General features: G+C 68.0%; 25 protein-coding genes. 11 read left to right on the top strand and 14 right to left on the bottom strand.

Annotation, left to right across the window (positions count from 1 at the left end):
- Window positions 1-133: 133 nt before the first annotated feature.
- Window positions 134-3,604: an NAD-glutamate dehydrogenase domain-containing protein gene (locus KO481_RS11825; RefSeq protein ID WP_215917085.1), complete on the top strand. Its 3,471-nt coding sequence runs from the start codon at window positions 134-136 to the stop codon at window positions 3,602-3,604.
- 71 nt (window positions 3,605-3,675) lie between these two features.
- Window positions 3,676-4,431, top strand: a complete 756-nt coding sequence (gene hutC, locus KO481_RS11830; RefSeq protein WP_215917086.1) for a histidine utilization transcriptional repressor HutC — start codon at window positions 3,676-3,678, stop codon at window positions 4,429-4,431.
- On the opposite strand, the gene KO481_RS11835 is transcribed toward hutC, so the two are convergent.
- Together KO481_RS11835 and KO481_RS11840 are read right to left on the bottom strand one after the other, a co-directional pair.
- A complete protein-coding gene (locus KO481_RS11835) occupies window positions 4,421-5,329 on the bottom strand; it encodes an NAD-dependent epimerase/dehydratase family protein (protein WP_215917087.1) in 909 nt (302 codons plus the stop codon). The two genes, hutC and KO481_RS11835, sit on opposite strands and share 11 nt — an antisense overlap.
- Window positions 5,330-5,404: 75 nt before the next feature.
- Complete coding sequence (locus tag KO481_RS11840) at window positions 5,405-5,941, bottom strand: TetR family transcriptional regulator (RefSeq protein ID WP_215917088.1); 537 nt, start codon at window positions 5,939-5,941, stop codon at window positions 5,405-5,407.
- 35 nt (window positions 5,942-5,976) lie between these two features.
- Between KO481_RS11840 and KO481_RS11845 the strand changes: the two genes are divergently transcribed.
- Entirely contained in the window at window positions 5,977-6,999 is a 1,023-nt protein-coding gene (locus tag KO481_RS11845) for a 4,5-dihydroxyphthalate decarboxylase (RefSeq protein WP_215917089.1), read from the top strand.
- 43 nt (window positions 7,000-7,042) lie between these two features.
- Here the strand turns inward: KO481_RS11845 and KO481_RS11850 are convergent, their stop codons facing one another.
- The 6 genes from KO481_RS11850 to KO481_RS11875 form a co-directional block, all read right to left on the bottom strand.
- A complete protein-coding gene (locus KO481_RS11850) occupies window positions 7,043-7,555 on the bottom strand; it encodes a DUF4822 domain-containing protein (RefSeq protein ID WP_215917090.1) in 513 nt (170 codons plus the stop codon).
- Window positions 7,556-7,572: 17 nt separating this feature from the next.
- Window positions 7,573-8,073 (bottom strand): nucleoside deaminase, encoded by a 501-nt coding sequence (locus tag KO481_RS11855; RefSeq protein WP_215917091.1) that lies wholly within the window; start codon window positions 8,071-8,073, stop codon window positions 7,573-7,575.
- Window positions 8,074-8,100: 27 nt separating this feature from the next.
- Window positions 8,101-8,571 (bottom strand): cyanase, encoded by a 471-nt coding sequence (cynS, locus tag KO481_RS11860; RefSeq protein ID WP_215917092.1) that lies wholly within the window; start codon window positions 8,569-8,571, stop codon window positions 8,101-8,103.
- 64 nt (window positions 8,572-8,635) lie between these two features.
- Window positions 8,636-9,211 carry a carbonic anhydrase gene (locus KO481_RS11865; protein ID WP_215917093.1) on the bottom strand — a complete coding sequence of 192 codons (576 nt, stop codon included), beginning with the start codon at window positions 9,209-9,211 and terminating at the stop codon, window positions 8,636-8,638.
- A 116-nt stretch (window positions 9,212-9,327) separates the two neighbouring features.
- A complete protein-coding gene (cynR, locus tag KO481_RS11870) occupies window positions 9,328-10,212 on the bottom strand; it encodes a transcriptional regulator CynR (protein ID WP_215917094.1) in 885 nt (294 codons plus the stop codon).
- 28 nt (window positions 10,213-10,240) lie between these two features.
- Window positions 10,241-11,482, bottom strand: coding sequence for a serine hydrolase domain-containing protein (locus KO481_RS11875; protein WP_245400750.1), 1,242 nt, complete (start codon window positions 11,480-11,482; stop codon window positions 10,241-10,243).
- Between the two features lie 338 nt (window positions 11,483-11,820).
- On the opposite strand from KO481_RS11875, the gene KO481_RS44300 reads away from it, so the two are divergent.
- The 6 genes from KO481_RS44300 (at window position 11,821) to KO481_RS11905 (ending at window position 18,518) form a co-directional block, all read left to right on the top strand.
- Window positions 11,821-12,687 (top strand): pentapeptide repeat-containing protein, encoded by an 867-nt coding sequence (locus KO481_RS44300; protein WP_215917096.1) that lies wholly within the window; start codon window positions 11,821-11,823, stop codon window positions 12,685-12,687.
- 263 nt (window positions 12,688-12,950) lie between these two features.
- Window positions 12,951-13,892 carry a patatin-like phospholipase family protein gene (locus tag KO481_RS11885; protein WP_215917097.1) on the top strand — a complete coding sequence of 314 codons (942 nt, stop codon included), beginning with the start codon at window positions 12,951-12,953 and terminating at the stop codon, window positions 13,890-13,892.
- Between the two features lie 147 nt (window positions 13,893-14,039).
- Entirely contained in the window at window positions 14,040-14,336 is a 297-nt protein-coding gene (locus KO481_RS11890) for an MmcQ/YjbR family DNA-binding protein (protein ID WP_308166533.1), read from the top strand.
- A 155-nt stretch (window positions 14,337-14,491) separates the two neighbouring features.
- Window positions 14,492-15,520 (top strand): glycoside hydrolase family 18 protein, encoded by a 1,029-nt coding sequence (locus KO481_RS11895; protein WP_308166534.1) that lies wholly within the window; start codon window positions 14,492-14,494, stop codon window positions 15,518-15,520.
- Between the two features lie 98 nt (window positions 15,521-15,618).
- A complete protein-coding gene (locus KO481_RS11900; protein WP_215917099.1) occupies window positions 15,619-16,047 on the top strand; it encodes a VOC family protein in 429 nt (142 codons plus the stop codon).
- A gap of 317 nt (window positions 16,048-16,364) precedes the next feature.
- Entirely contained in the window at window positions 16,365-18,518 is a 2,154-nt protein-coding gene (locus KO481_RS11905) for an acyl-CoA dehydrogenase family protein (RefSeq protein WP_215917100.1), read from the top strand.
- Window positions 18,519-18,583: 65 nt separating this feature from the next.
- Here KO481_RS11905 and KO481_RS11910 read toward each other — a convergent pair whose 3' ends face one another.
- Window positions 18,584-20,173 carry a pyruvate, phosphate dikinase gene (locus tag KO481_RS11910; protein ID WP_215917101.1) on the bottom strand — a complete coding sequence of 530 codons (1,590 nt, stop codon included), beginning with the start codon at window positions 20,171-20,173 and terminating at the stop codon, window positions 18,584-18,586.
- 2 nt (window positions 20,174-20,175) lie between these two features.
- The gene (locus KO481_RS11915) at window positions 20,176-20,808 is read right to left on the bottom strand and encodes a hypothetical protein (protein WP_215917102.1); all 633 of its coding nucleotides are present in this window, start codon (window positions 20,806-20,808) and stop codon (window positions 20,176-20,178) included.
- Between the two features lie 93 nt (window positions 20,809-20,901).
- Between KO481_RS11915 and KO481_RS11920 the strand changes: the two genes are divergently transcribed.
- On the top strand, window positions 20,902-22,107 hold the full coding sequence (locus KO481_RS11920) for an FAD-dependent oxidoreductase (protein WP_215917103.1): 1,206 nt from the start codon (window positions 20,902-20,904) through the stop codon (window positions 22,105-22,107).
- A gap of 79 nt (window positions 22,108-22,186) precedes the next feature.
- Here the strand turns inward: KO481_RS11920 and KO481_RS11925 are convergent, their stop codons facing one another.
- Window positions 22,187-22,771: a hypothetical protein gene (locus tag KO481_RS11925; RefSeq protein ID WP_308166536.1), complete on the bottom strand. Its 585-nt coding sequence runs from the start codon at window positions 22,769-22,771 to the stop codon at window positions 22,187-22,189.
- A 168-nt stretch (window positions 22,772-22,939) separates the two neighbouring features.
- Entirely contained in the window at window positions 22,940-23,785 is an 846-nt protein-coding gene (locus KO481_RS11930; RefSeq protein WP_215917104.1) for an AraC-like ligand-binding domain-containing protein, read from the bottom strand.
- Between the two features lie 202 nt (window positions 23,786-23,987).
- Here KO481_RS11930 and KO481_RS11935 point away from each other — a divergent pair, with 202 nt between their 5' ends.
- Window positions 23,988-24,809 (top strand): COG4705 family protein, encoded by an 822-nt coding sequence (locus tag KO481_RS11935; RefSeq protein WP_215917105.1) that lies wholly within the window; start codon window positions 23,988-23,990, stop codon window positions 24,807-24,809.
- Window positions 24,810-24,832: 23 nt separating this feature from the next.
- On the opposite strand, the gene KO481_RS11940 is transcribed toward KO481_RS11935, so the two are convergent.
- Window positions 24,833-25,555, bottom strand: a complete 723-nt coding sequence (locus KO481_RS11940) for a hypothetical protein (RefSeq protein WP_215917106.1) — start codon at window positions 25,553-25,555, stop codon at window positions 24,833-24,835.
- Between the two features lie 394 nt (window positions 25,556-25,949).
- On the bottom strand, window positions 25,950-26,561 hold the full coding sequence (locus KO481_RS11945) for a TetR/AcrR family transcriptional regulator (protein WP_308166537.1): 612 nt from the start codon (window positions 26,559-26,561) through the stop codon (window positions 25,950-25,952).
- Window positions 26,562-26,602: the final 41 nt, after the last annotated feature.

Genomic DNA, 26,602 nt, shown 5'->3' on the forward strand with positions numbered 1-26,602 from the left:
TTGTATAGTCCTGTATATACAAGTTGCTGTCAAGCTGTGCCTCCCGCACCACCCGGAAGCGGGGCTGATCGTCCGCCCTCATCCGGACGCGACGACCGGCCGAGGGCAGCTCGAGACCGACGGAAGGCCCGCGATGAATACCGTCCCGACCCAGACCGATCCGACGCCGAACTCCACCATGATCGACGACGCGCTCGCCGGAGTCTTCCGACGGTGGGAGGAGCAGCTGCTCGCCGACGCCGACTCCCGCACTCGTGACCACCTCGCCGAGTTCGCCTCGGGGCTGCCCTCGGGATACAAGCAGGATATCGGCCCGGAGCGGGCGCGGATCGATCTCGACATCCTCTCCGGACTCGCCGACGAGGCCATCGATGTGCGCCTGGAACCGGTGGCGGAAGCGGGAGCGGATGCCGCTGGGACCCCGGCCCGGCGCGGCGGAGCGGAGGCCCCGGCGCCCGGCCTGTCCGCGCGCGGCACCCACCGGCTCTCGCTGTATGTCGGCGGGCGCCCGGCCTCGCTCGGGGATCTCATGCCGCTGCTGCAGAGCCTCGGCGTCGAGGTCCTCGACGAGCGGCCGTACGCGCTGGTGTCCCCGACGGGGATGCCGTGCTGGATCTACGCGTTCACCGTCCGGTATCCGATCGCGCCCGTCGACGGCTTCGACGAGTTCGCCGCCCGCTTCGGCGCGGCCGTCGCGGCGCTGTGGCGCGGCGCCGCCGAGTCCGACCGGCTCAACGAGTTGATCGGGCGGGCTGGACTGCACTGGCGGGCGGTCACCGTGCTGCGCGGCTATGCCGAGTACCTGCGCCAGGCCGGATTTCCTTACAGCAGTGCGTATGTCGCCGATGCGCTGTGCCGCTACCCCGAGATCGCCGCAGGCCTGGTCGAATGCTTCACCGCGCGTTTCGATCCCGCGGCGCCGGAGTCCGACGGGGGCGCCGCGGCCGCAGCGCGAGTGTCGGAGCTGATCGAGCGGGTGGTCGGGCTCGACGAGGACCGGATCTTCCGCGCGCTGCTGGGAGTCGTCCGGAACACCTTGCGCACCAACCACTTCGCGGCGACCGAGCGGGCGGCGCTGGCGATCAAGCTCGACCCGCGCGCCATCGGTGAGCTCCCCGAGCCCCGGCCGCGCCACGAAATCTTCGTCTACTCACCGAGTGTCGCGGGCGTGCACATGCGCTTCGGGGCGGTGGCGCGGGGCGGGCTGCGCTGGTCGGATCGCCGCGAGGACTTCCGCACCGAGGTGCTGGGTCTGGTGAAGGCCCAGGCGGTCAAGAACGCGGTCATCGTGCCGGTCGGTGCGAAGGGCGGTTTCGTGCTGCGCCGGCCCCCGGCCCCGACGGGCGACGCCGACCGCGATCGGGCGGCGCTGTGGGAGGCGGGCGTCGCGGGTTACCGCACGTTCATTCGCAGCCTGCTCGATCTGACGGACAACATCGAGCGCGGCACCGGGTCGGTGCTCCCCGCGCCCGGCGTCCGCTACGACGCCGACGACACCTATCTGGTGGTGGCCGCGGACAAGGGCACGGCGACCTTCTCCGATATCGCGAACGGCGTTGCGGCAGAATACGATTTCTGGCTCGGTGACGCGTTCGCCTCGGGCGGCTCGGTGGGTTACGACCACAAGGCGATCGGCATCACCGCGCGCGGAGCGTGGGTCAGCGTGCGGCGTCGGTTCGCCGAACTCGGCGTCGACTGCCAGCGCGAGGACATCACCGTCGCCGGGATCGGCGACATGAGCGGCGACGTCTTCGGCAACGGGATGTTGTGCAGCAAGCACATTCGCCTGGTGGCAGCCTTCGACCACCGGCACGTGTTCCTCGATCCCGAGCCCGACGCCCGGTCCTACGCCGAGCGCGAGCGGTTGTTCGCGCTGCCGCGCTCCTCGTGGGCCGACTACGACCGATCCGCGATCAGCGCCGGCGGCGGCGTGTGGGACCGCACCGCCAAGAGCGTGCCGATCGGTGACGCGGTCCGCCGCGCCCTCGGCTTGCCCGGCACCGTCACCGAACTCACTCCGCCGGAACTGATCCGGGCGATCCTGCGCGCGCCGGTCGACCTGCTGTGGAACGGCGGCATCGGAACCTACGTCAAGGCCGCCGCGCAATCGCATGCCGACGCCGGCGACAAGGCCAACGACGGTGTGCGCGTGGACGCGAGCGAGGTCCGGGCCCGAGTGATCGGCGAGGGCGGCAACCTCGGCCTGACCCAGCAGGCGCGCATCGAATTCGCCCGTGCCGGTGGGCGAGTCGGCACCGACGCCCTGGACAACTCGGCCGGGGTGGACTGCTCCGACCACGAGGTCAACATCAAGATCCTGCTCGACGACCTGGTCGGCGCGGGCGCCCTGGACGGCCCGGGGCGCACCCGGCTGCTGGCCGAGATGACCGACGATGTGGCCGCACTCGTGCTGGCGGACAACGGATCCCAGACCGACGCGGTCGGCGCGGCCCTGGCCGACGGGCCCGCGATGCTCGTCGCGCACGGGCGCCAGATCACGGCGCTCGAGGGGGCCGGCGCCCTGGATCGCGCGCTCGAGGTGCTGCCCGACGCGAAGGAGATCGCCACCCGGCGCCGCGCGGGCGAGGGGCTCTCGGCTCCCGAGCTGGCCACCCTCATGGCGCACGTCAAACTGGAGCTGCAGCGTGTGCTGCTGGCCGGAGACCTCGTCGACAACGATGTGTTCCTGCCGACCCTGCGCGCCTACTTCCCCCCGGCGCTGCGCGACGCGCACGCCGACGCCATCGATCGGCACCCGCTGCGCCGCGAGATCGTGGCCACGGCGCTGACCAACCGCGTCGTCGACGGCGGCGGCATCAGCTATGTGTTCCGGCTGGGGGAGGAGGTGGGCGCGACCCCGGACGACGCGGTCCGGGCGTTCGCCGTCGTCACCGAGGTGTTCGGGCTGCCCGCGCTGTGGTCGCGGATCGCCGCGGCCCCGGTACCCAGCGCGGTCGCCGACGAACTGATCATCCTGACCCGCCGGCTGCTCGACCGGGCCTCGCGCTGGATGCTGCACCGGCGCCCGCAGCCGCTGGCGGTCGGGGCCGAGATCGCGCGCTTCCGGGACCGGATCGCGGGGGCCTCGGCGCGGCTGGACGAATGGCTCGTCGGCGCCGACCGGACCAACCTCAGCGAGCGCACTCGTGCGGTGGCCCAGCGCGGCGCGCCGGAGGAGCTGGTGCGCGAGGTCGAACTGGTCCTGGACCGATTCGCCCTGCTCGACGTCATCGAGATCGCGGACCTGGCCGAATGCGAGACGACGGTGGCCGGTGAGCTGTACTTCCGCCTGTGCGAGCGGCTCGGGCTGGTCCGGCTGCTGAACGCGGTCTCGGCGCTGGGCAAGGAGACCCGGTGGGACGCGCTGGCGCGGCTGTCGTTGCGTGACGAGCTGTACGACAGCGTGCGTGCGCTGACACTGGACGTGCTGGCGCATGCGGTTGCCGGCGAGGACACCGACCGGATGATCGCGGAATGGGAGCGGCGCAACGAGTCTCGGCTGGCGCGGGCGCGCGCTACCTTGGCCGAGATCTCCAAGTCCGGCCGCGACGACCTGGCCGCCCTGTCGGTGGCCTCGCGCCAGCTGCGGCGGCTGGCCGGATGAACCGATCGGTAGACTTCATGGGCCGACTCGGCGAACGTCGCGGCGGACACTCTCGAGGACAGGGGCAGCCGATGGCGGTGACGGACGTGGATGCGGAACTCGCCGTGTTGTTCGCCGACACGGGGGACGAGTCCGTGCCGGCCTACGAGCGGGTGAAACAGCTTGTGGCCGAGCAGATTCGCGCGAGCCGCTGGTCCGAGGGCGACCGGTTGCCGTCCGAGAGCCAGTTCGTCAACGCGCTGGGCCTGTCCCGGATGACGATCAACCGCGCACTGCGCGAGCTGACCAGCGACGGGCTGATCGTCCGGATGATGGGCGTGGGCACCTTCGTCGCCCGGACGAAGGCGGCCTCGCCGCTGTTCGAGGTGAAGAACATCGCCGATGAGATCCAGCAGCGCGGGCACCGGCATCGCACCGAGGTGATCACCGTACGCGAGGAGCAGGCGGACGAGGAGCACGCGTTCCTGCCCGAGACCTTCGGTGCCACCGTGTTCCACTCGGTGCTGGTGCACTTCGAGGACGACACGCCGATCCAGGTGGAGGACCGCTTCGTGAACCCCGCCGAGGCGCCCGACTACCTCGCGCAGGACTTCACGAAGCTCACCCCGAACGACTACCTGAGCCGCGTCGCACCCCTCACCCGGGGCGAGCACGTGGTCGAGGCGGTGCTGGCCGGCGCGCAGGAGTGCCGCCTGCTGCGCATCGACCGCGGCGAACCGTGCCTGCTCATCCGGCGCCGGACATGGTCCGAACGCGGACTGGTGAGCACCGCGCGGCTCATCCATCCGGGCTCGCGCAGCCGCCTCGAGGGCGCGTTCACTCGCTGAGTGCGACCAGCTCCGGATGGAACGTGGCCACCATCCGCCGCAGCCCCTCGCGCCAGTCGACCGTGGTGCCTCCGATGAGTTCGCGCATCCGCGTCGAGTCGGTCGGATTGCCGCGCAGGGCCTCGGCGCTGTCCTCGAAGACCGGTTCCTTGCCGATCAGCGAGCCGAGGTAGCCGCACCACTCCTGCAGGCTGACGATCTCCCCACCGCACCAGTTGACCGTCGTCGCCGGTGTCGAGGCCGCGGCCAGCAGCCTCGGGATCGAGGCGACGATGTCGTCCTCGTGGATCGGGTTGTAGCGGGCCGGTCCGCCGGCCGGGACCGGGATCGGGATGCTGGCCAGGATCATCTCCATGTGGTAGAACGGCCACCCGCCGTTGTTGCCGTACGGGACATTGAGCCGGGCGATGATGGTGGGCAGGTCCAGGGTGCGCGCCATCGTGCGGGCGACGACCTCGCCGGCGATCTTGGAGATGGAATAGGTCGGGAACAGGGGCTTGTGGTTGTCGCCGAGGGCGGCGTGCTCGGTGCGGGGTTCGTCGCCCGGCGGGTCGTACACGGCCGCCGACGAACAGTGCAGAAACGCCTTCGCGGTGCGGCAGTGGGCCATCAGCAGGCCGACGGACTCCGCGTTCGCGCCCAGATCCTTGTCCCAGTTCCCGCTCTTGGCCACGGCCAGGTTCAGTACGTAGTCGAAATCGGACGGAAGCGCGGTGAAGTCTCCGGCGGCGAGGTCGACGGTCTCGCACCGCACACCGGCACCCTCGAGTGCCGTACGGGCCGCGGGGTTGCTGAATCGGGCGATGCCCCAGACTTCGTTGTCGGCCGCGAGCGCGCGGGCTATGGGAGCAGCGACCTGTCCGGTCGGACCGGTGATCAAGATCTTGGAGCCATGCATGCGCCGATGGTAGGCGAATGCCGGTCGGCCCCAACCATATTTGCGCATCCTGTGCCGGTGGCCGAGACACCGGGCCTAGGGCCGACCCGGGTCCGTGCCCGCGAACAGTGCCTGGACATCGCGGGCGAACGCCGCGGTGTCCGTCAGACCGAAGGCCACCCGCTGCAGCAGGAATCCATGCAGCAGGCCCATCACCACCCGCGCGCCGTGCTCCGGCTCGACAGCGGGGGCAACCGTGCCCGCGGCCTGGCCGCGGCGCAGCGCGTCGGCGATGTCGCGCCGCACGGACTCGAAGCCCGCGACAGCGCCGGCGCGCACGGCATCGTCGCGCAGCAACTCCGACCAGGTCTGCACGGCGCAGCGCAGCAGTTCCTCGACCGGCACCGGACGTCCCGCGGTATCGGTAACGGTGTCGGCATGTAATGCCTCGAGCGCCGCCGCCACCAGATCGGCGACCGACGCGGCGGCGGCGCCGGCGGCCAGCCGCTGGACCGGTTCGAAGATCAGCCGGAACGCGTCGCCGGCGATCGTCAGGATGATTTCCTCTTTGCTTGCGAAGTAGCGGTAGGGCGCCCCGGCCGAGACGCCGGCCGCGGCCGCGATGTCGGGCATAGTGAAAGGTCATTCACGGAAGCGAAGGATTCGCGATGAACGCGAGACTGCGTATCGCCACCTACACCTACGAGCACACCGCAGCATTGTTCGACGGCCGCGTCGGGATCGACGGTGTGGACGCCGTCCTGGACACCGCGCCGCTGGTCTCGGACATCTTCCGCGGCATGGTCGAGGGCCGCTACGACGTGGCGGAGTTCGGCCTGACCTACTTCCTGCGGTGCGTGGACCCGACGAATCCCGATCGCCCGGATTTCGACCCCGCGACCGCGCCGTTCCTGGCGCTGCCGATCTTCCCGAACCGCAACTTCCGGCACTCGGCGATCTTCGTGAACACCGCGGCGGGGATCGCGACGCCGCGGGACCTGGCGGGCCGGACGATCGGTGAGTTCGCGCTGTTCGGCCACGACGTGGGGGTGTGGATCAAGGGCATTCTCGCCGACGAGTACGGCCTGACCCCCGATCGCAGCCGGTGGGTCATCGGCGGGACCGACCATCCGATTCCGGCGTTCGATTGGGTGGCCCAGCCCGTGCCGGACGGGGTGCAGGTGCGGCACGCGGCGGCGGGACAGACCCTGGGTGCGATGCTGGAGTCCGGCGAGATCGACGCGCTCGTCTCGGTCGACGTCCCCCGGGCCCTGCGCGACGGCTCGACGACGATCGCTCGGCTCTTCCCGGACTACGAGCGCGTCGAGCGCGAGTACTACCAGCGCACCGGGATCTTCCCGCCGATGCACATTGTCGCGGTCCGCCGGGAACTGGTGGAGCACACCGAGATGCTGAGATCGGTGTACCGCGCGTTCGTCGAGGCCAAGGAACTCGTCCAGGAGGCGTATCGCCACGACGCCGGCAAGCAGCACATGAGCCTGCTCACCCCGTGGTTCAGCAGTCACTTCGACGAGAACGAGGCGCTGCTCGGCCACGACTGGTGGCCCTACGGGCTGCGTGCGAATCGCGCGGCGCTCGACACGTTCCTGCGCTACCACTACGAACAGGGCCTGTCCGGGCACCTGCTCACCAGCGAGGACATCGTCGTCCCCGCATTCCTGGACACCTGAGCGCGCCGTTCCCGGCACTCGGGTGTCCGGGTCCGGTACGGATCTACGCGCCCGGCTCCGGGTGGTTCGTCGGGGTGTGGATGATGTCGAAGTAGACGGACTTGTCGCCGGCGTTGGGGTACACGCGGTAGGTGAACTGCTTGTCGGTGAGCGTGACGATGTCGACCACGCGGCGGGATTGTTCCTGTCCCGCAGCATTTTTCGAGACGATCGTGCGAGTCTTGCCGTCGGGGGAGACCGTCCAGTCGCCGTGCATCTTGGGCGAGTTGTCGAGATTGAACATCGTGAAGGTGCCGTTGGGCTCGAAGTAGGCGAAGCCGACGTAGTTCTTGACGTTGCTGTCGGTCAGTGCGACGGACCCGCCGTGCGAGTCCTGCGCGGAGGTGGTCTCCCACGGGGTGGAGGCCAGCACCGCCGACGGCGAACCCGGCGCTACCGCAACCGACGTCGCGGCGGCCGCGGAACTCGGGGCGGCGGTGGAGGTGCTGTTGCTGCTGCAGGCGGCGAGTGCGCCGACCGCGGCGAGGGCGACGAGCGCGGAGACGAGTTTCTTCATGGGATTCTTCCTTTCGATCAGGACGCGGTGGGGACGCCGGCCACGCGCCGTTCGCCGTTGTTGCGCTCCTGCCAGCGGCGGTAGACCTCGACCGCATCGTCGCGGGACTCGTGGCGCATGGGCAGGCGGCGCTCGTCCCACGGCTTGGCGAACTCGCCGTAGAAGGTGTCGAACTCGAAGTACTTCCGGTCGTCGACGTAGTGCGGCTCGTACGCGTCACGGGTGGTCAGGAATACGACCTCGTCGGGCGAGCAGTAGTAGAGCGCGCCCAGGCACATCGGGCAGGGCAGGGCCAGGATGTAGATGGTGGCGCCGGTCAGATGCTCGGTCCCCAGCTTGGTGCAGGCCTCGCGGATGGCGAGGATCTCCGCGTGCGCGGTCGGATCGCTGGTCTGGGCGACCCGGTTCGGGCTCTCGGCGAGAATCTCGCCGTCCTTGACGATGACGGTGGCGAAAGGTCGCCCGCCCTCCTCGACGTTCCGGCGCGCGATATCGATGGTGTGCTGTGCGAAATCCATTGTGATCCTTATGATTCGATGGTTCGGTCAGAAGGGCTTGGTGGGCAGGTACTTGCCGTCCAGGGTGATCACGGCGCGCTCACCGCCCTCGGGGTCGGCCACCTTGCGCACGTCGAGCTTGAAATTGATGGCGCTGATGATGCCGTCGCCGAACTGCTCGTGCACCAGGGCCTTGAGCGTGGTGCCGTAGACCTGCAGCATCTCGTAGAAGCGGTAAATGGTTGGGTCGGTGGGGATTCCGCCGGGAATCGAGCCGCGGCTCGGGATGGTCTGCAACAGGCTCGCGGCGTCGTCGCCGAGACCGAGCAGCTCGGCCACGGCCACGGCCGCCGATTCCGGCAGCGGGTGCTGGCCGAGCACCGCGGCGGTGACGAACGCCGTCGAATAGCCTGCGGCGTCGGCGATCTGCTCCCAGGTCAGGTCCTTGGCGATCTTGGCCTCGACGGCGGTCACGGCCAGGGCCTGCCGCGCCGCGGGATCGAACTGTGCGTGCACCATGGTGTGCATTCCTTTCGTTGCACCGCCGTACCGTTCGGCGGCATCCGATGGGGGAGAGGGGATTTCAGTCGCCGGAGGAATCGACGGACGCGATCGAGCCGGAGCCGATGTCGAACACCCAGCCCTCGAGGGCGACGCGGTCGTCGGCCAGGGCGCGGGCGACGGCGGGGTGCGTGGTCAGATTGGCAAGCTGCGCACGGACATTCGCCCGCACCATCGCGGCCACGGCGTCGGGGCCGGTGCAGCGGACCACCGCGGCATCGGCGTGGCGCAGCCATCCCGCCACCGTCGGCGTCGCGGTCAGGTCCCGGCGTTCGGCGAGCGCGGTCATCGCACCGCAGCTCGAATGCCCGCACACGACGATGCGGCGCACCCCCAGCACCTCGACCGCGTATTCGACACTGGCGGTGACGCCGTCGCCGTCAGCGCGATAGGCGGGAACGAGGTTGCCCGCGGTGCGGATGACGAACAGCTCGCCCGGTTCGCTACTGGTGATCAGCTCGGGCACCACTCGCGCGTCGGAGCAGCCGACGAACAGCGTGTGCGGGGCATGGGTGCTAGCCAGGCGAGTGAACAGTCCCGCCTTGGCGGGGAACACGGTGTCGCGGAAGGTGGTGACTCCGGTGGCGAGGTCGAGCATGGAACGCTCCCGTCGGTGTGTGCCGGCCTGACGGCCCTGACCCATCTAGAGTGGCCCACCTGGTGCTATAGCGTCCAATACTTGTATTCCATCATAGCGATAGATGGCATCAATGATCAGGCGTCGGGCACGCTTTCGTAGACGATCGCCGCGAACGCGCGGGCCGCGGCCGAGTGGTACGCCGAACTCCGCCGCAACAGGCTCACGGTCCGGCTGGGCAGGGGCGGGGTCAGCGGCACCGGATGCAGGTCGGCGTGGACGTGCGTGATCGCGTCGGGCAGCACGGTGGCCAGGGAACCGCGCCGGACGAACTCGAGCAGCGCGGCGATCGAGTTCGCCTCGACCGCGATCTGCGGGTCGACCCCACACTCGGCGAAATAGCGGTCGATGTGCGCCCGCGTCGCGAAGTCGGCGCTGAGCAGGCCCAGCGGCTCGCGGGCGAGGCGGTCGGCCGGCAGCGGACCGGCGGTCGCGGCGAGCGGATGGTCCGGGCCGACGACCAGGCTGAGCGTTTCGACGAACAGCGCGGTGGCCTCGATGCCCGCGGCGTGCGTGCCGGTGAACGCGATGCCCAGGTCGAGGCGGTTGGCGATGAGCTCCGCCTCGATCCGATCCTGGGTCGTCTCCCGGACGGCGACCGTGATGCCCGGATACTCGGAGCGGAACCGGTGCACCAGCGGCCCGATGAAATAGGCGGTGAACGTCGGGGTCATGGCCACCCGCAGGTGCCCGCGGGTCAGGTCCTGCACATCGTGCACCGCGCGCTCACCGGCGTCCAGATCCCGCAGCGCCAGGCGCGCGTGCTGCGCGTACACCTCGCCCGCGTCGGTCAGCCGGACCATGCGGCCCGACCGGTCCAGCAGCGCCACCCCGAGCGCCCGCTCGAGCTGTTTGATCTGCTGCGAGAGCGTCGGCTGCGAAATGTGCAGCGATTCGGCCGCCCGGGTGAAGTTGCGGTGGTCGGCCACGGCGAGCAGATATCGGATGTGGCGCAGTTCCATCGGACAACCATATGCTCGAGCGCCCGTGTCACCTCGGTGTCGTTGCCGTCGGCGGGCCGGTGGGTGCGGGCGTGCTGTTCGCGGCCGGGTCGACGCCCGTGACGGCGTCGGGGCCATAGAAGACCGGCAGCATTCCCTTCACAAGGACCAGCGCCGACCTCTCGCCCGAGGGGACCGTCGCCAGATTCGTGCCGACCGTGATCGTGAGGCCCGAGTCCGGGTCGTGGCCCATGAACGTCATGAATCCCGGGAGCAGACCGTCGTGGCCGAACATGTGCGCGCCGAAGCGCACAATGCCGAGGCCGTAGGCCAGCTCGGGGTTTGCCGGATCGGTCGGCATGATGCTGTTCATTCGGATCCGCTGCCATTTCGGGTCGAGCAGATTGCCGGAAACGAGTGCCTTCACATAGGTCGTCATGTCGCCGACCGTCGAGATCGCCGCGCCGGCGGTCCAGGTCCAGGACGGGCTCGAGGTCGTATGATTCTCCGGTTTCAAGGCTCCGGCGAGGGCTTGCGCCTCCTGATCGGGCGGCAGCGCGAAGGTATCGGTCGTGGAGATCATGGTGCCGAAGGCATAGCCCTGCGGATGCGGATTCGGCATCGAGGAGTCCGATGCCGCGGGGAAGGAGGTGTGCGACAGCCCGAGCGGAGTGAAGATGCGCCGCTGGAAGTTCTCGGCCACCGGCATATTCGTGACCTTCTCGATGACCAGACCGAGCAATATGGTGTTGGTATTGCAGTATTCGAATTTCGCACCGGGCTGGAAATTCACGGGGTGTGCGAACGCGATGGCCAGCAGCTGCTGGGGCGTCCAGACCTGCTGCGGATCGTTGTCGATAGCGGCGCTGAACTGCGGATCGAACGAGTAGCTGTAGAGCCCGCTGCGCATCTCCGCCAGTTGCGCGAGGGTGATCCGGTCACCGTTCGGCACGCCCGGCTCGTACTTGGCGATCGGATCGTCGAGGGAGAGCTTGCCCTCCTGCGCGAGTTGCATGATGACCGTGACCGTCATCGTCTTGGTATTGCTGCCGATCCGGAAATGGTCGTCCACCGAGAGCGCGACGTTCTCGCCGATCGTCCCGGTGCCGAATGTCGCGGTCCAATTCCCCTGCTTCGGCGATTGGACCTCGACGACCGCGCCTGGAATGACGTTGTCCTTCATCAACTTTGTGATGATCGGGCGCAACGTCGCGGCGTACGCGGGTTCGCTCGGCCCGCCCGATCCGTGCGAGGAGCCGCACCCCACCGCGAACCCCAGCCCCACGGCCATGACGACCGCCCCGATTTTCCGCCTGCATTTCATGGCAAACCGTCCGGATGCACTGGCATGTGGCTATCTGGGCGTTTGCCAGAATATCGCCGCCCCGAGCCGGTTACGCGACGGCCAAAGGTCCCGAATCAACGGCAAACGTACCTCACCTGCGCGATGTGCGTGATCGGTTGCCAGGCTGCATGATTGGCATCATGACTACTGGGGGAAGGCGGCGGCCGCGCCTGCCGACGACATCGCTACGCCGTCGCACGATGCCCGCCGGGCGGAGAGTCGAGCCGCCTCACCGCGGACGGATAGCTCGAGCCTTGGGGAGTTTCTTCGGGTGGTCCGGATGGGTGAAGCTTGCGAGCTTTGCCACGGCGATCACCGCTATCTCCGCACTGTGGTTCACCAGTCAGAATCTGCGCGCCACCAACGAGGAGTACAAGCTCTCGCAGCAGAGCGCCATCACCGACCGGTACGCCAAGGCGGTGGAGGAGCTCGACAGCTCGGACAAGATTGATGTCCGAATCGGGGGAATCTATCTCCTCGAGCGGCTGGTGAGGGACTCGCCGTCCGATCCGGAATCGGACGAGTCGATCGCCAATACGGTTTATGCCGTATTGGCTGCCTTTGTTCGGACGCATGCTCCGATGTCATCGTGTCCCGCCAAGGATTCGATGGATAATGTCGTTCCCGCGGATATACAAACGGCGCTCAATGTTATCGGGCGTCGCGACGAGGGGAAACTCGGACGGAATGATAACATCGATCTGTCGCGGACCTGTTTGTCGGGTGCGGACCTGTTTCGGGCCGATCTCCATCACGTGAATTTCGAGCGCGCGAATCTCTCCTATGCGTGGCTGACCGAGGCGCATGGTGACAATCCGAGCTTCGCAGGTGCAGACCTAGTCGGAGGACTTCTCGGGAACTTTAACTGTGAAAACGCCCAGTTCACTGATGCGGATCTTACCGGGGTATACCTGGAAGACGCGGATGTCTCGAACTCGAACTTCGAGTATTCGAAGATGATAAATGTTTCATTGGCTAACTCGAACCTCACGGGCGCCGACTTCACGGACTCTGATCTGTCGAACGTCGATTGGGACGTACCGCGCTGGACTCCGGCGGGGCGCGGTACTCGGGCATCGTCGCCGTATTACGACAGCACGACCAAATGGCCCAACGGCTTCGCGCCGCCGCCCGGTCGTCCCAGGAAGTAGGCCGGACACATTCACACCGGTTGCGTATCGCGTTGCCGGTATGCGATGATCTCCGCGATCGTGATCCGACAGTAGGAGGTGAGACCCATGTACGCAGCATTCGTAGTGGGGGCTCCCCTCCCGTCACGGTCACACGACTGAGGTAGTCGCACTGGGAGCGCCCGAAACGCACATCGCGAAAGGCGACTCCCATGAACACAACACCTTCTTCGATTCCCGCCACTTCTGACGGCGCTGTCGCGCCGCGGTACGGGAATTGGCCGATGGCCGACCAACAGGTCGATGCCACGAAACAAGCGGACAACTCGAATAAGCGAGCCCTGGTGCTCGGCGGGGCCGGAGCGGCAGGCAATGCCTGGGAACTCGGTCTCATCGCGGGCCTGGCCGAGGCCGGGGTCGATCTCACCGAGGCCGACCTCGTCATCGGGACCTCGGGCGGATCGACGGCGGCCGTGCAGATCACCAGCGGGACACGTCCCGCCGAACTGTATGCCGCCATCCTCGAGGCAGGGCCCCAGCCGCGGGCCCCATACGCCGGATCGGACCGGGGCGGACGCGCTCCGGCATTCTCGGGGCAGACCTACATGGAATGGTCGGGCGGCATCATCGCCGCCGCGACCGACGCGTCCGACATGCGCCGCCGGATGGGCGCCGCGGCGCTGGAGATGGACACCTCCGACGGCTCCGGCCAGACGCGCTGGCGCGACATCGTCGCGTCCCGCCTCCCCACCCGGGACTGGCCGCAATGGCAGGACGTCCGCATCGCGGCCGTCGACGCGCACACCGGGGAACCGGTCGCGTTCGACCGCCACAGCGGTGTCGATCTGGTCGACGCGGTGGCCGCCAGCACGAGCAACGGCTTCGGTCCCTTCCCGCCCTATCGCATCGGCGAGCGCCGATACCTCAACGGCGGCTACCGACGCAGCGAAAACGCCGACCTGGCAGCCGGATACGGGCGGATCGTGGTGATGTCACCGTTCAGCGGCGAGTCGCGGACGCCGCGGGAGTGGGGCATGGACCTCGCCACCCAGGTCGACGAGCTGCGCGCCGCGGGCAGCAGGGTCGAGACCGTCTTTCCCGACAGCGGTGCGGGAAAGGTGTTCGACGCCAACGCATTGGATCCCTCGACCCGTCTGCAGGCCGCGCGTGGAGGATACGACCAGGGCCGAGCCCTCGCCGAGACGCTCGCCGAATTCTGGCGTTAGCGTTCAGCGCTACGCAGCCCTGCGCCCGCTCGATCAGGAGCAGCGCAGGGCTGTTACCGGCGCACGCGCCCGCGGGCCTGTGTCCGATCTGGAAAGATTTGGCGTATGAGTGCCGCTGGGGACGACGTCCGCGCTTTTGCTTTGTCGTTGCCCGAGACGTCTGAGCAGTTCACGTGGGGTATGCCAACGTTCCGGGTGGCCGGCAAACTATTCCTCACCCTCCCGGAGTCCGAAACATCGGCGGCGGTCCGCTGCCCGATCATCGAGCGCGACGAACTGGTGGCCGCCGAGCCGGAGAAATTCTGGATCGCCGCGCACGAGGCGAACAATGCTTGGGTTCGAGTGCGCCTCGCCGCCATCGACGACCGAGACGAACTGGAAACCATCGTTCGTGACTCGTGGCGGCAGGCCGCACCCCGGCATCTATTCGATGGTGCCGAATGACACCGCTGCCGCATCCCGACGCCACGGATTGGGCAATGCCGGGCTGAAAGCGCGGTAATAGGCACAGTAGTGTGCGGTTGATATGTCATGTGCCCGAGGGAGGTTCCGGTTCGCCCGCACAGTATCCTGGGTGTTCGGTAACGAATGGGGGGCACGTGCGGTGGTCGTTGTGGTGGCGACGGATCTGGATCGCCGGGCTGGCGGTGCTTGGGCTTGTCATAGCCTTGGTCGGCGGGGCGACGGCCGCGCTGCGGCTGGAATACGCGGGGACACCGTCGGCGGCGGCGCACACCAGGGGTCGGGACGCGCTCTGGCTCGGGCACCCGTGGATCGACGGTCGCAAGAATGAGGTCGACGTCGCCGGGTTGAAGAGGCAGTTGGCCGACACCGGCATCAAGGATCTCTACGTTTTCTCCGGTCCGCTCGTCGCGGATGGAAGCCTGCCCGCCGCGCGGCATCCGAACGCCCGGTGGTTCGTCGACGCAGTCCATCGCGAGCTTCCCGGCGTCCGGGTGCAGGCCTGGTTGGGAAATTTCGTCGCGCCGGAGTACCCGCACGAGTTGCACCTGGACGACTCCGCCGTGCGCAACCGCATAATCGCCTCGACCGGAGAGCTGCTCGATCTCGGGTTCGACGGCGTGCATTTCGATTTCGAACCAGTCCGCTCCGGTTCGGCCGGTTTTCTACAGCTGCTGGATCAAGCGCATGCCGTGACGACGGGCCGTCGGGCGCTATTGTCGATCGCGGCTCCGCAGATCGACCCGCTGCCGGGATTGCACACGTTCTACCTTGCGCTGGCCGGGCACGAAAAATGGTGGTCGCAGGCGTATTTCGCAGAGGCGGCGCGCCGGGTGGACCAGATCGCGGTGATGTCCTACGACACGTCGATGCCGTACCAGTTCATGTACGGCGGGTACGTCGCCCAGCAGACCACGCTCGCCCTGCAAGTCACGCCGCCACGCGTCGACCTGATGATGGGGCTGCCTGCCTACCGGATCGAGAATATCGCCCATCACAGCTCGGCGGAGACAGTCGGCGCGGCTGTGCGCGGGATTCGGCTGGGGTTGGGCCGGACGGATCCGGGGCGGGCCGATTTCGGGATGGCGCTGTTCGTCGACTACACCGCCACACCTGCGGACTGGGCGGCATACCGATCCGGCTGGTCGCGCGTCGCGCGCAGTTGAACTCCTCGTCGATTTGTGCGGCACGCAACCCTAGACCTCGAGTGGGCTCGAGGTTGCAGGATCATTTCGACACCGTAATCGAGAGGGAGAAGCGAATTATGCCGAAACTCGACCGGATCATCGAGTCCGCGTTGTATGTCGACGACCTGGGTCGTGCCCGCGAGTTCTACACTGATGTGCTGCAATTGAATCCGATTCTCGACGCGGATCCGTTGTGCGCGTTCGACATCGGGAGAAACAACGTGTTGCTGCTGTTCCGCCGCGGCGGATCGCTCGAACCGAAGGTACTGCCCGGACCGGGTCTGCCGAACGGCGTGATCCCACCCCACGACGGCAGCGGCCGACTCCATGTGTGCTTCGCCGTATCCGAGGTCGAGCTGGTCGAGTGGGAGGCTCACCTGAACGCACACGACATCCCGATCGAAGGCAGGACCAACTGGGCACGTGGCGGCCGCAGCATCTACTTCCGGGATCCCGACGAGCACCTCCTCGAACTCATGACACCGGGCAACTGGCCGACCTACTGAGCCTCCTAACCGGCACGAGCGCCCAGCCCCGGCCCTGACGCCGGATCGACCCGCATCCGCACATCGGCTAGTTAACACTCGAGTTAGGGCTCGTTCCCGGCCATTACCGAGCTCGGGTACCGGGCATCGAAGGCGGCGTCCGATCGAGCGGAACTACAAGCCCGTTAGCCGCGTACGGGCATGATGGTGCTTGTCTCCCGCAGTGGGTTGTTCCTCGGCGGGCGGCACGGTATCGGCCGGGTGCGGGTCGGGGCCGATGGTTCACCGGAGACAGTCCGGGGGCGGCAGGTGTGTCGAACCCGGGAGGGAGCAGCTCGATGTCGATCGCTATCACCGAAGACCATGTGGCGCTTGCTGATACGGCCGCCCAACTGTTGCGTAGGCGCGATGCGCGCGGGGCGGGGCGGGCGTTGCTGGAGGCGGAGGCCGAGACGCCACCGCCGTTCTGGGACGAGATCGCCGGGCTGGGCTGGCTGGGACTACATCTCCCGGAGGAGTTCGGCGGGTCGGGGTACACGCTCGAGGAACTCGTGCTCGTCGTGGCGGAGTGGGGGAGCGCGGTCGCCCCGGGGCCGTTCGTGCCGACGGTGATCGCGAGCGCGTTCATCGCCGTTGCGGGCGAACAGGTTACGCGGGAGAAGCTGCTGCCGGGCCTGGCCGACGGCTCGACCGCGGCGGCCGTGGCCACGACGCCGGGGCTGAGCCTCGACGGCGACAGGGTGAGCGGTTCGGTCGTGGTGCTCGGGGGCGGGCTGGCCCGGCTGCTGGTGCTGACCGCCGGAGACGATGTTGCCATCGTCGAACCCGGTGACGGCGTGCGGATCACGATGCCGAAGAACCTCGATCCGACCCGGCGCGCCGCTCGCATCACGCTCGACGCCGTGCCGGCGATCGTGGTGCCGGGCGCGGCGCGCACGCTGCTGGATCTGCAGCGGGTGATCCTGTCGGCCGAGGCTGCCGGTGTCGCCGCCGAGGCCACGCGGCTGGCCGCCGAATATGCCGGGAGCCGTATCCAATTCGGTCGTCCGATCGGCATGTACCAGGCGGTGAAGCATCATTGTGCCAACATGGCCGTGGTCACCGAGATGGGCGCTTCGGCGGTCTGGGATGCCGCGCGGGCCGCCCGTACGGGCGGCGATCAGCTGTCCTACGCCGCGGCCGTGGCCGCCTCGATCGCCGGTCCCGCGGCGGACTTCTGTGCCAATCACATGACCCAGGTGCACGGCGGCATCGCCATCACCTGGGAGCACGACGCGCACCTGTTCATGCGGCGCGCGACGGCGCTGCGGCATCTCCTCGCGCCGGACCGCGCGGCCGCGGATCTGGTCGACCTGACCCGCCAGGGGATTTCGCGCGCCAAGGCGATCGAGCTGCCGCCCGAGGCCGCGGCCGTCCGTGCGCAGGTGCGGGAATTCGCCCGTGAGACAGCCGATCTCCCCGTCGCCGAACAGCGCACCAGGCTGATCGAGTCCGGATACGTGATGCCGCACTGGCCCGAGCCCTTCGGCCGCGGCGCGGGGGCAATCGAGCAGTTGGTGATCGAGCAGGAGTTCGAGGCGGCCGGGGTGGCGCGCCCGTCCTACGGCATCACCGCGTGGAATGTGCTCACCATCATCCAGCACGGCAACCCGGACCAGCTCGAGCGCTGGGTGCGGCCCGCGCTCGACCAGGAGGTCGTGTGGTGCCAGCTGTTCAGCGAGCCCGAGGCGGGGTCGGACGCCGCGGGCATCAAGACCCGCGCGACGCGCGTCGACGGCGGCTGGTTGGTGAACGGCCAGAAGGTGTGGACCTCCGGTGCCCACGTGGCCGGGATGGGCTTCGCCACCGTGCGCACCGATCCCGATGTGCCCAAGCACCAGGGCATCACGATGATGGCGATCGATATGCACGCCAAGGGAGTCGAGGTGCGCCCGCTCCGAATGACCACGGGGGATTCGGAATTCAACGAGGTGTTCCTCACCGACGTCTTCGTGCCCGATGAGGACGTCGTGGGCCCGGTCGACGGCGGCTGGGCGGTCGCGCGCGCCACGCTCGGCAACGAGAGCGTGAGCATCGGCAGCGGCGGCGCCGGGGTGCTGACTTTTCCGGGCGCCGCGCTGGTTCCGCTGTTCGCCGCGGCCCCCGAACGTCTCGCCGGCGGCGCGCCGCGCATCGGTCGCTACATCGCCGATCAGCAGGCAGTCGAACTCCTCAATCTGCGGGCGGCCGGGCGCGCCGTCGCGGGCGCCGGGCCCGGTCCCGAGGGCGCGATGGCCAAGCTCATCGTGTCGGAGCTGGGCCACGAATCGGCCGCCGTCGTCGGCGAACTCCTCGGCGAGGACGCATTGTTCATGGACGGATTTGCGGCCACGGGCAACCTGATGGTGCTGATGCATCGCGGCATGTCGATCGCCGGGGGCACCTCGGAGATCAAACGCAATCAGATCGGCGAGCGCATTCTCGGCCTGCCCCGGGACCCGCTGCTGCGATAGTGGGACGGCAGTCGCGCGGTCGGCGGTCCGGGCCTGGGTTGGGAACGGTTATGCGCCAACGGCTCTCAGCGCCCGGCGAGCGCGGAGTGTGCGGCGGTCAAGCGATCTGCGTCACCGCGCTGGGTGTGATCGCCGGACACCTGATCGGCCCATTCGAGTAGTCGGTTCGTGTGGGGATCGGTGGCAGGGGTCCGGACGGAGGGGCTTCCCAAAGCGACCTCCCCGGTGGTTCCGTCGATGGCGATGAGGGTGCCTGCGGGGAACGCGCCCAACGGAGTACGGATCGAGGCGGCGTCGACGGTGAGATCGGCGACCCCCACTACCGCGGGTTTGCCGAGCGCTCGCGCGACAACGGCGGCGTGGCAGGTCGGCCCGCCGTGGGCGGTGAGAACTCCGGCGGCGGCGGCGAGACCGTGCATGTCGAGCGGCGAGGTATCCGGCCGCACCAGGATGACCGGACCGGACGCGGCCATGCGGACCGCCGAATCGGAGGTGGTCGCGATTGCGCCGACCGCGACGCCGGGGCAGGCGCCCTGCCCTCGCGCGAGCAGGTCGTGCGGGCCATCGAGCGCCATGCGCGGTGTGCGGGCCCGCTCGAGGTGCTGTGATGTGATGCGCAACAGCGCTTCTCGGGGCTCGATCATGCCCTCGTCGGCGAGGTCGACGGCGACACGGACCGCGGCGGAGGGGGCCATTTTGCCGCGGTGAACCTGCAGGATCCAGAGCTCGCCCGCCTCGAAAGTGAACTCGACGCAGCACGAGTCGCGATAGTGCGCTTCGATCCGGGCCAGGGCCGCGACCAGGCCGTCCCACACGACCGGCTCCCGAGCGGCCAGATCGTGCAGCGGCAGCGTGCGCGATCTACCGGACACGACATCGTCGCCCTGACCGCCGAACAGTATGTCGCCGAAGGGGACCGGTTCGCCGGTGTTGGGGTTGCGGCTGAAGGCGACCCCGGTGCCGCTGTGGTCGTCGCGATGCCCGTAGACCATCGCCTGCACGGTCACGGCCGTCCCGAGGTCGGGCGGGATATCGTGAATTGCGCGAAACGTGCGCGCACGCGGTGTATCCCAGGACGAGCAGATCGCGGTGATCGCGAGCTCCAACTGCTGGAAAGGGGCATTCAGAACTTGCGGCCCGGCCTGCCGTGAGATGAGGTCCTCGGTAGCTCGGATCGCGCGGTGAATGTCCTCCGGCGCATCGAGATTGTCGACTTCACCGGGATCGACCACAGCAGCCGAGAAACTCGACAGGAAACGCATCCGAGTGGCCAGGGCGAATTGCGGGCTGCCCGTCTCGGCCGCCAATCCCCGTGCGGTCGAGGGGGTGAGCCCGAGATTGAGAACCGTGTCCATCATGCCGGGCATCGACACCGCCGCCCCGGAGCGAACGGACACCGTCAGCGGCTTCTCGGCGCCGCCGAAGCTGCGGTGTGTCACGACCTCGAGGTCGCCGACGGCGGAAAGCAGCTGGGGGACAAAGCCGTCGGGAAATCGACCGTCACGCAGGAAGGCGCGGCAGACCTCGGTACCGATGACGAACCCGGCGGGCACGGGAAGACCGAGGCGGCACAGCTCGATGAGCCCGGATGCCTTGGCGCCCAGTACTTCCGGCGCCGGTTCGGTCACCGCCGACAGCGGCTGAATGTATCGCATCGTCAGAATCTCGGGATGCCGAGCGTGACCAGGAGATCTTCGTGCAGCTGGAACCAGACCGTGTGATACGACGAGGTGCTGGTTGCCACGTACTCCAACTCGCCGGCCCGGGCCCGCGTGAGCGCGTCGGCGAGGCGCAGGCCGTATCGCTGGAATCTCGGCAGGGCCTCCGACAGCTGCGTGCAGATGGGCTGAACGCGAGCATCCAGGTTCGCGATCCGATCGAGAATCCGGGCGTCGTAACCCGGATCGGTGTGGTCGTTCGGGGCCATGACCCCGTGGGCGGATCGTATCTGCCACGCCGTGCACAGGTCGAGCATCTCCGGGTTGAGCGTCAGGAAACGCTGGTACGCCTGGGCAATTGCCGCCCCGGCGCCCGCCATCTCCAGCTCAGCCGCGATCTGCGCCGAATCCAGCACCCGCCCGGCGTCGGTGAGGCCCCACCCGCCGAAATCGCCGCGCGTATACGTGACATACCCGCTCGCTGCCAGGTCGATCAGATCGGACTCGACCACAGCCTCGGGCATCCCGGCCGCCGCCGCCATTCGAGCCGTATCGACGTATCCGATGCAGCGAAGGGTATGCAGCACAAGCGAACCGGTGCCGACCGGGCTTCGCGAAGGCACTTCATCCATTCGTCAATCTTAGGTTGACGTAGTCATCAACGTCAACTATTGGTTGACGATAGTGGCGGGGCTGACCCGCTTCGTGGACGACAGGAGAGTGCAATGACGGCTACCGGGAATACGTCGCATCATGGCAGCGGGGCACAACGGAAACGGGTGATCGTGGTGGGCGCCGGTATCGCCGGGCTGGCCGCCGCGCTGCGGATGCATCAGGCGGGCTGGGACGTCGTCGTCATCGAGCGCGCTCCGGCCCGGCGCAGCGAAGGTTACCTGGTCAACCTGCACGGCCCCGGCTACGACGCAGCCGAACGGCTCGGGCTGCTGCCCACGCTGGCCCCGAAGGACATCGGATTCTTCACCTCGATCCTGGTCCACGCCGACGGCCGCGAGAAGTTCGCGATCCCCGCCGCCGTCGCGCAGGCGGCGGTCGGGAACCGGGCGCTGAGTCTGTTCCGGGGTGACCTGGAATCGGCGCTGTACGACGCGGTCGCCGACATTGCCGATATCCATTTCGGTACCACCGTGCAGGCGGTCACCCGCAACGACGGTGATGTCGGCGTCACCCTCAGCGACGGCGCCCACCTTCAGGCCGAGCTGCTCATCGGCGCCGACGGCGTGCACTCGCGAATCCGCGAACTTGTCTTCGGTCCCGAGGCGGACCATCTGGTGGACCTGGGACACATGGTGGGAGCCTTTCCGCTCGGGAAGGCGCCCGAGCACGTTCCGGAAGGGGCCGGCACCACCTTCCTCGGTCCCCGGCGCACGGCGGCGGTGATGAATCTGGGTGCGGATCGGTCCTCGGCGTTCTTCACCTATCGCTGCGTCGATCCCGGCGCCGAACTGACTCTCGGCGCCGCGCCCGCGCTCGCCCGGGCGTTCGGCGATCTCGGGGGAGGCGTCGCCGACGCCCTGGACCAACTTGCGGCCGACCCCGCCGCGGCGTATTTCGACACCGTCGGCCAGATCGTCATGGACCGCTGGAGCCGCGGCCGCGTGGTCCTGCTCGGCGACGCGGCGTGGTGCGTCACGGTATTCGCCGGCTACGGCGCCGCGCTCGCCCTCGACGGCGCGGACAGGCTCGGCGCCGCCCTCGCGGAAGAGTGTGATATTCCCGCGGCCCTGGAGGTCTGGGAGGCATCGCTGCGCCCGGAGGTTCGCAAGCGACAAGCCTTGGCCCGCAAGGGAATCAGCCGCTTCGCCCCGCCGTCGCGCGTGCACGTCGTGGCCGGTGAACTCATGCTCCGCGCCATCCAGCTGCCCGGCATTCGCCACCTCGTGCAACGCGCCATCCAACGCGCGAACAATTAGGCGCCGCAACGGATCCCGCTGCTCGAGAACAACGGTGAGGGCGGTCCTCGGAACCGCCCTCACCGTTTCGAGACCGAACCTAGCTCGGCGACTTGGTCAGATCGCCGTTCTCGTTCTCGGTGATATCCACGCCCTGGCCCTTGGAGCTGGTCTCGGTCTGGCCGATCAGGGTGTTCAGCCCGGTGATCCCGGAATCATCACCACCCTTGAGCTTGTCGAAGGCCGATTGCACGGTGTCGCCGAGTTTGCCCAGCGGAGCCGAGATCGTCTTGCACAGTGTGGGATTCGCCTTCGCGTCGGCCAGCGCGAGGCGAACCTCACGCTTGATGAACAACGCGGCCAGGCCGCCCTTCACGAATGCCGTGATCCGGCCCTTCGCTCCCTTCTTGAAGGTGCCGGCCTGCATCGGCTTGTACAGCCACCGATGGAAGGTGCCGAACGCCAGACCCGTGTGCGCAACGAACTTCGTCTTCGCGAACGAGGTGGTGTTCGTGGTCGGGCAGCTGGTGTCCTCCGCCTGCGCATCGGCGGCGGTCCCGGTCGGATCCGCCGGAATCGACTGATCCGCACCGCTGCTCGCGGTCGTCGACGAGCTCTTACAGCCGCCGACCAGCACTATTACCGGAATCATCAACAGAACCAGTATCCGCATAAGACGAGTCACGCCACACTCCAACTTTCGAGCCGATCAATTCCGGCCGTAGCGTACCCTGGCAACCGATCGGCAATCCACCTGTGCCGCAAAGATTTGCGCTCACCGCTCTCAGAAACCGGCGCTAGCGCTGCGGAACTCGCCGAGTCGCGCGCAGGATCGCGCCCCAGAACGGGAACCCTATGCGAATGCGGGGCCGCGCAGCGTTTGCTCGGGTGGCCGGCCGTAGTGGAGTTCGTAGACAACGGGGAAGAGGCGCGGCAGGAATCCCCACGCGCTGGCCACCGCCTCGATGGTGGTTTCCTCCGGGCGGTAGAACTCGAGATCGGCATGCGCCCCGGCCAATCGCACCCGGACGACGTCCGCGATCAGGGGCATCTCACGGTGCCGGATCCAGCACTCCTCCAACGCACGCACACTCAACCCGGCCTCGGCCGCCAGCCGGGTGACGGTCAGCGGCTCGCCGGGGTAGGCCTCGAGAAAATCCATGCACCGGCGGATCACGTGCGGACCCCAGCTCGGCACCGCGGCATCCAGCGCCTCTCGGTCCGGATGGTCCAGCGACAAGAGCAGTTGTGCGAGTAGCTTCTGCTCGAGAGCGGGCCGTCCGATCGGAGTAACCTCGGGACCATCGCCGGCGACCCGCCGCACAGTCGACAGCCACGCCCGATCCGGTACCTGGGGCGCCTCGGCGGGGCGGACGGGATGCCGGACCGGGTGGCCCAGCAGCGCCTCGAGCATGTCGGTCAATGCTCGTTGACCGACATCGACGGCTACCACCTGCCCGCGTTCCGGTGTGTCCACGTAGGCGTCCACCGACGGCCCGACGACCACCGCGCGACCGGGCGTCACCTCCACCTCGTGCAGGCGATCGACCACCCGCATCAGGTTGTGGATGGGGATTTCGACCAGATATCCGTGCTCGTCCGGCGTGTGCACGTGCATCCCGGTCACCGAGGATGTCAGCTCCACCCGAACGGGCCCCCGCGTGACCCGCCGCGTCCGTAAAATCGCTTGTTGTTTCATCAAGCACTCCGCAGCATCAGGTTCTTCGCGAAAAGAATTCTCCGCGAATAGGATAACTCGAAATTCGCTATAGCGCGCCCCTCTCCGCGAATTCACGGATGGTCCACGGTCTGAGAATGATCTCAGTGTTCTCTCAGCGGCGGGCTGGCAAACTCCACTACGATCCACTCCGACACCTCGATCGAGAAGGGAAGTCTCCAGCATGGACTCGGCGCGCATCCGCACCGACTACAAGCTCCCCCAGGTCACCGTCCTGTTCTGGGTTCTGAAAATCGCCGCGACGACGCTCGGTGAGACAGGCGGCGACCTGCTGGCGCAAACCCTGCACCTCGGCTACGCCACCGCCTCGCTCCTGTTCCTGGCGATCTTCGCGGTCAGCCTGTTCGCTCAGCTCGGGGTTCGCGGCTTCCACCCCGCGCTCTACTGGACCGTCATCGCCGCCACCAGCACCGCCGGTACCACCATTTCCGACTTCCTCAACCGCGGGCCCGGCTCGGGCACCTCCACCGCCGGCGGGCTGGGGTACGGGACCGGCGCCGCCATCCTCGTCACCGGACTGGCCGTCGTGTTCGTGATCTGGAAACTCAGCGGCCAGACCTACGACGTCACCAACATCACCAACCGTCGCGCCGAAATCCTCTATTGGACAGCCATTCTGCTGTCCAATACGCTCGGCACCTCCCTCGGCGACTATCTGTCCGACAGCTCCGGTCTCGGCTATGGGGGCAGCGCCGCGCTCATCGGCGCGGCGATGGCGGTCCTGCTGGCCGCCCATTACCTGACCCGCGTGTCCGGCGTGCTGTTGTTCTGGCTGGCATTCATTCTCACCCGCCCGCTCGGCGCCACGGTTGGCGATCTGCTGTCCAAACCCCACCACTCCGGCGGCCTTGCGCTCGGCACCTGGGGTACCTCCGCGGCCCTGCTCGCCCTCCTGGTCGCCGGAATCACCTACGGCCACAACAGGGTCCGCAACAAGGCGGCTGTCCCGGAGAAGACCGCCGTGAAACTGGGCAGCGCCGGATAGCCGGTCCTGCCGCCGCGATCGGGCTACCGGCCGACGCCCGGGCCGGTCTGTATCGAGGGCGCGCCGGTCGTGCGCCGGACAAGCAGGACCACCGCGAGGGCGAGGAACCAGACCATTCCGATATAGCGTCCCGCCGGGATGAAAATGGTGGCGGCCTCGAAAAGCAGTGACAACATCGACAGCAGTGACGCCGCGGCGATGACGAATCCGAACCAGCACAACCACCGCGGCAGCGCCCGGGTCTTCAGGCCGACACCCGCGACCGCTCCGACCAGCAGACCGAGCGTCGCGACATGCGGCGCGGCTCCGGTGACGAAGGTGATGTCCGATATTGCTCGGAACACACGCAGATCGCCACCGGTACTGGGCCGGTTCGACACCCACTGCACAGAGGAGGAGACCAGTAGCAATGCCGCCGATACCGTGCCACCGGCGCGAATCACACCGGCATATCCGCCCTCGGGTGCGAGCCGTCGCGCGTAATCGGTTGCGTACGGGACGAATACCAGCAGCGCCAGTGCGCTCAATGCCTGGAAGAAGGCACCGTAGGCAATGGCGCCACGGGTGGTCTCCGCCAGGTACCGCGATACGGTCTCATCGGGCGAATAGGGCGTGAAAATCGGCGCATTGCCGTTCAGCCGGCCGGGTAGAACCAAGGAGACGACGAAGAACACCACATAGCAGATGGCGGCCATCGCGCCGATGCGCTGACGTCGTGGGTCGAGCGTGAACTCGGCACCGGACATGAGAATTCCTTATCGTCGAAGGGGATTGCGCTGTGCGGCTCGGAATGGTTCAGCCACAGGACGTTTCGATAACACGGGGCAACCGCACGGCACACTCAGTGTGGCCGAATTCCGATCACCACCACATCCGCCGACGCGCGAACGCCGGACTACGTCGCAATACGTATTCCCAGTCCAGGCAAGTCTCGATTGGGCCCGAGGTTACGGCTCCGGGCGCAGCTACCCACCTCTCGCGAAGGAGGCGAACTCGGGTCGTTACCGCTCCCGGACGGTGTAGTCAGGTGGGTGACCCGCGCCGCCATATCGGAAAACGAGCTGGCCGAGCGGGTAGGCCGGATTTTTCGGCTGGGAACGGTCGAACGGTAGCGCGCCGCGGTTCGGGACGGCGTCGTGCTCAGTTCTCGGCCGCTCCCGGCGCGGCGGGGAGGGCGCTGTTGATGAGTATCGCGGCGATGGCGGCGGCGGTCGGGAGGGTCTCGATGCCGAGTGCTCGGGTGCGGGCCGAGGCGCCGTCGAGGAGCAGGGCCAGTTGTTCGCCGAGCTGCTGGGGGTCGGTGGCGCCGGCCTGGCGGGCAGTTTCGGTGAAGCGGGTGGCGACGGAGGCCTTGTAGTCGTGTGCGCGGCGGCGGGCTGGGTGGTGGGGGTCGGTGATCTCGACAGCGGCCGCGATAAAGGGGCACAGCGGTGTCACCTCCTGCGGTGGTACCGACTGTGGCTTGTCGAAGGCGGCGAGCAGCTTCTGCCGGGGGGTGAGATCGGTGCGGTCGAATACTTCGGGCATGGTGTCGGGATCGTGCCGGCGCAGATACTCGGCTACGAGCTCGTCTTTGCCGCTGAAGTGCTGGTATGCGGTGCGCTTCGACACCTGGGCCACCGCGCAGAGCTGGTCCATGCCGGTATTGCTGATGCCCTGCTCACCGAACAGCTGCCGTGACGCCTCGAGGATCCGTTCGCGCGCGCCCCTGCCGCGACGTTGACCCCGGGGGCCCTTCTCCAACTCGGTCACGGTGTCATGCTACCGCGCGGGTAACGGTAGGTGTACTTAGC

It is taken from the genome of Nocardia albiluteola (genome assembly GCF_018860155.1).
Classification (GTDB): domain Bacteria; phylum Actinomycetota; class Actinomycetes; order Mycobacteriales; family Mycobacteriaceae; genus Nocardia; species Nocardia albiluteola.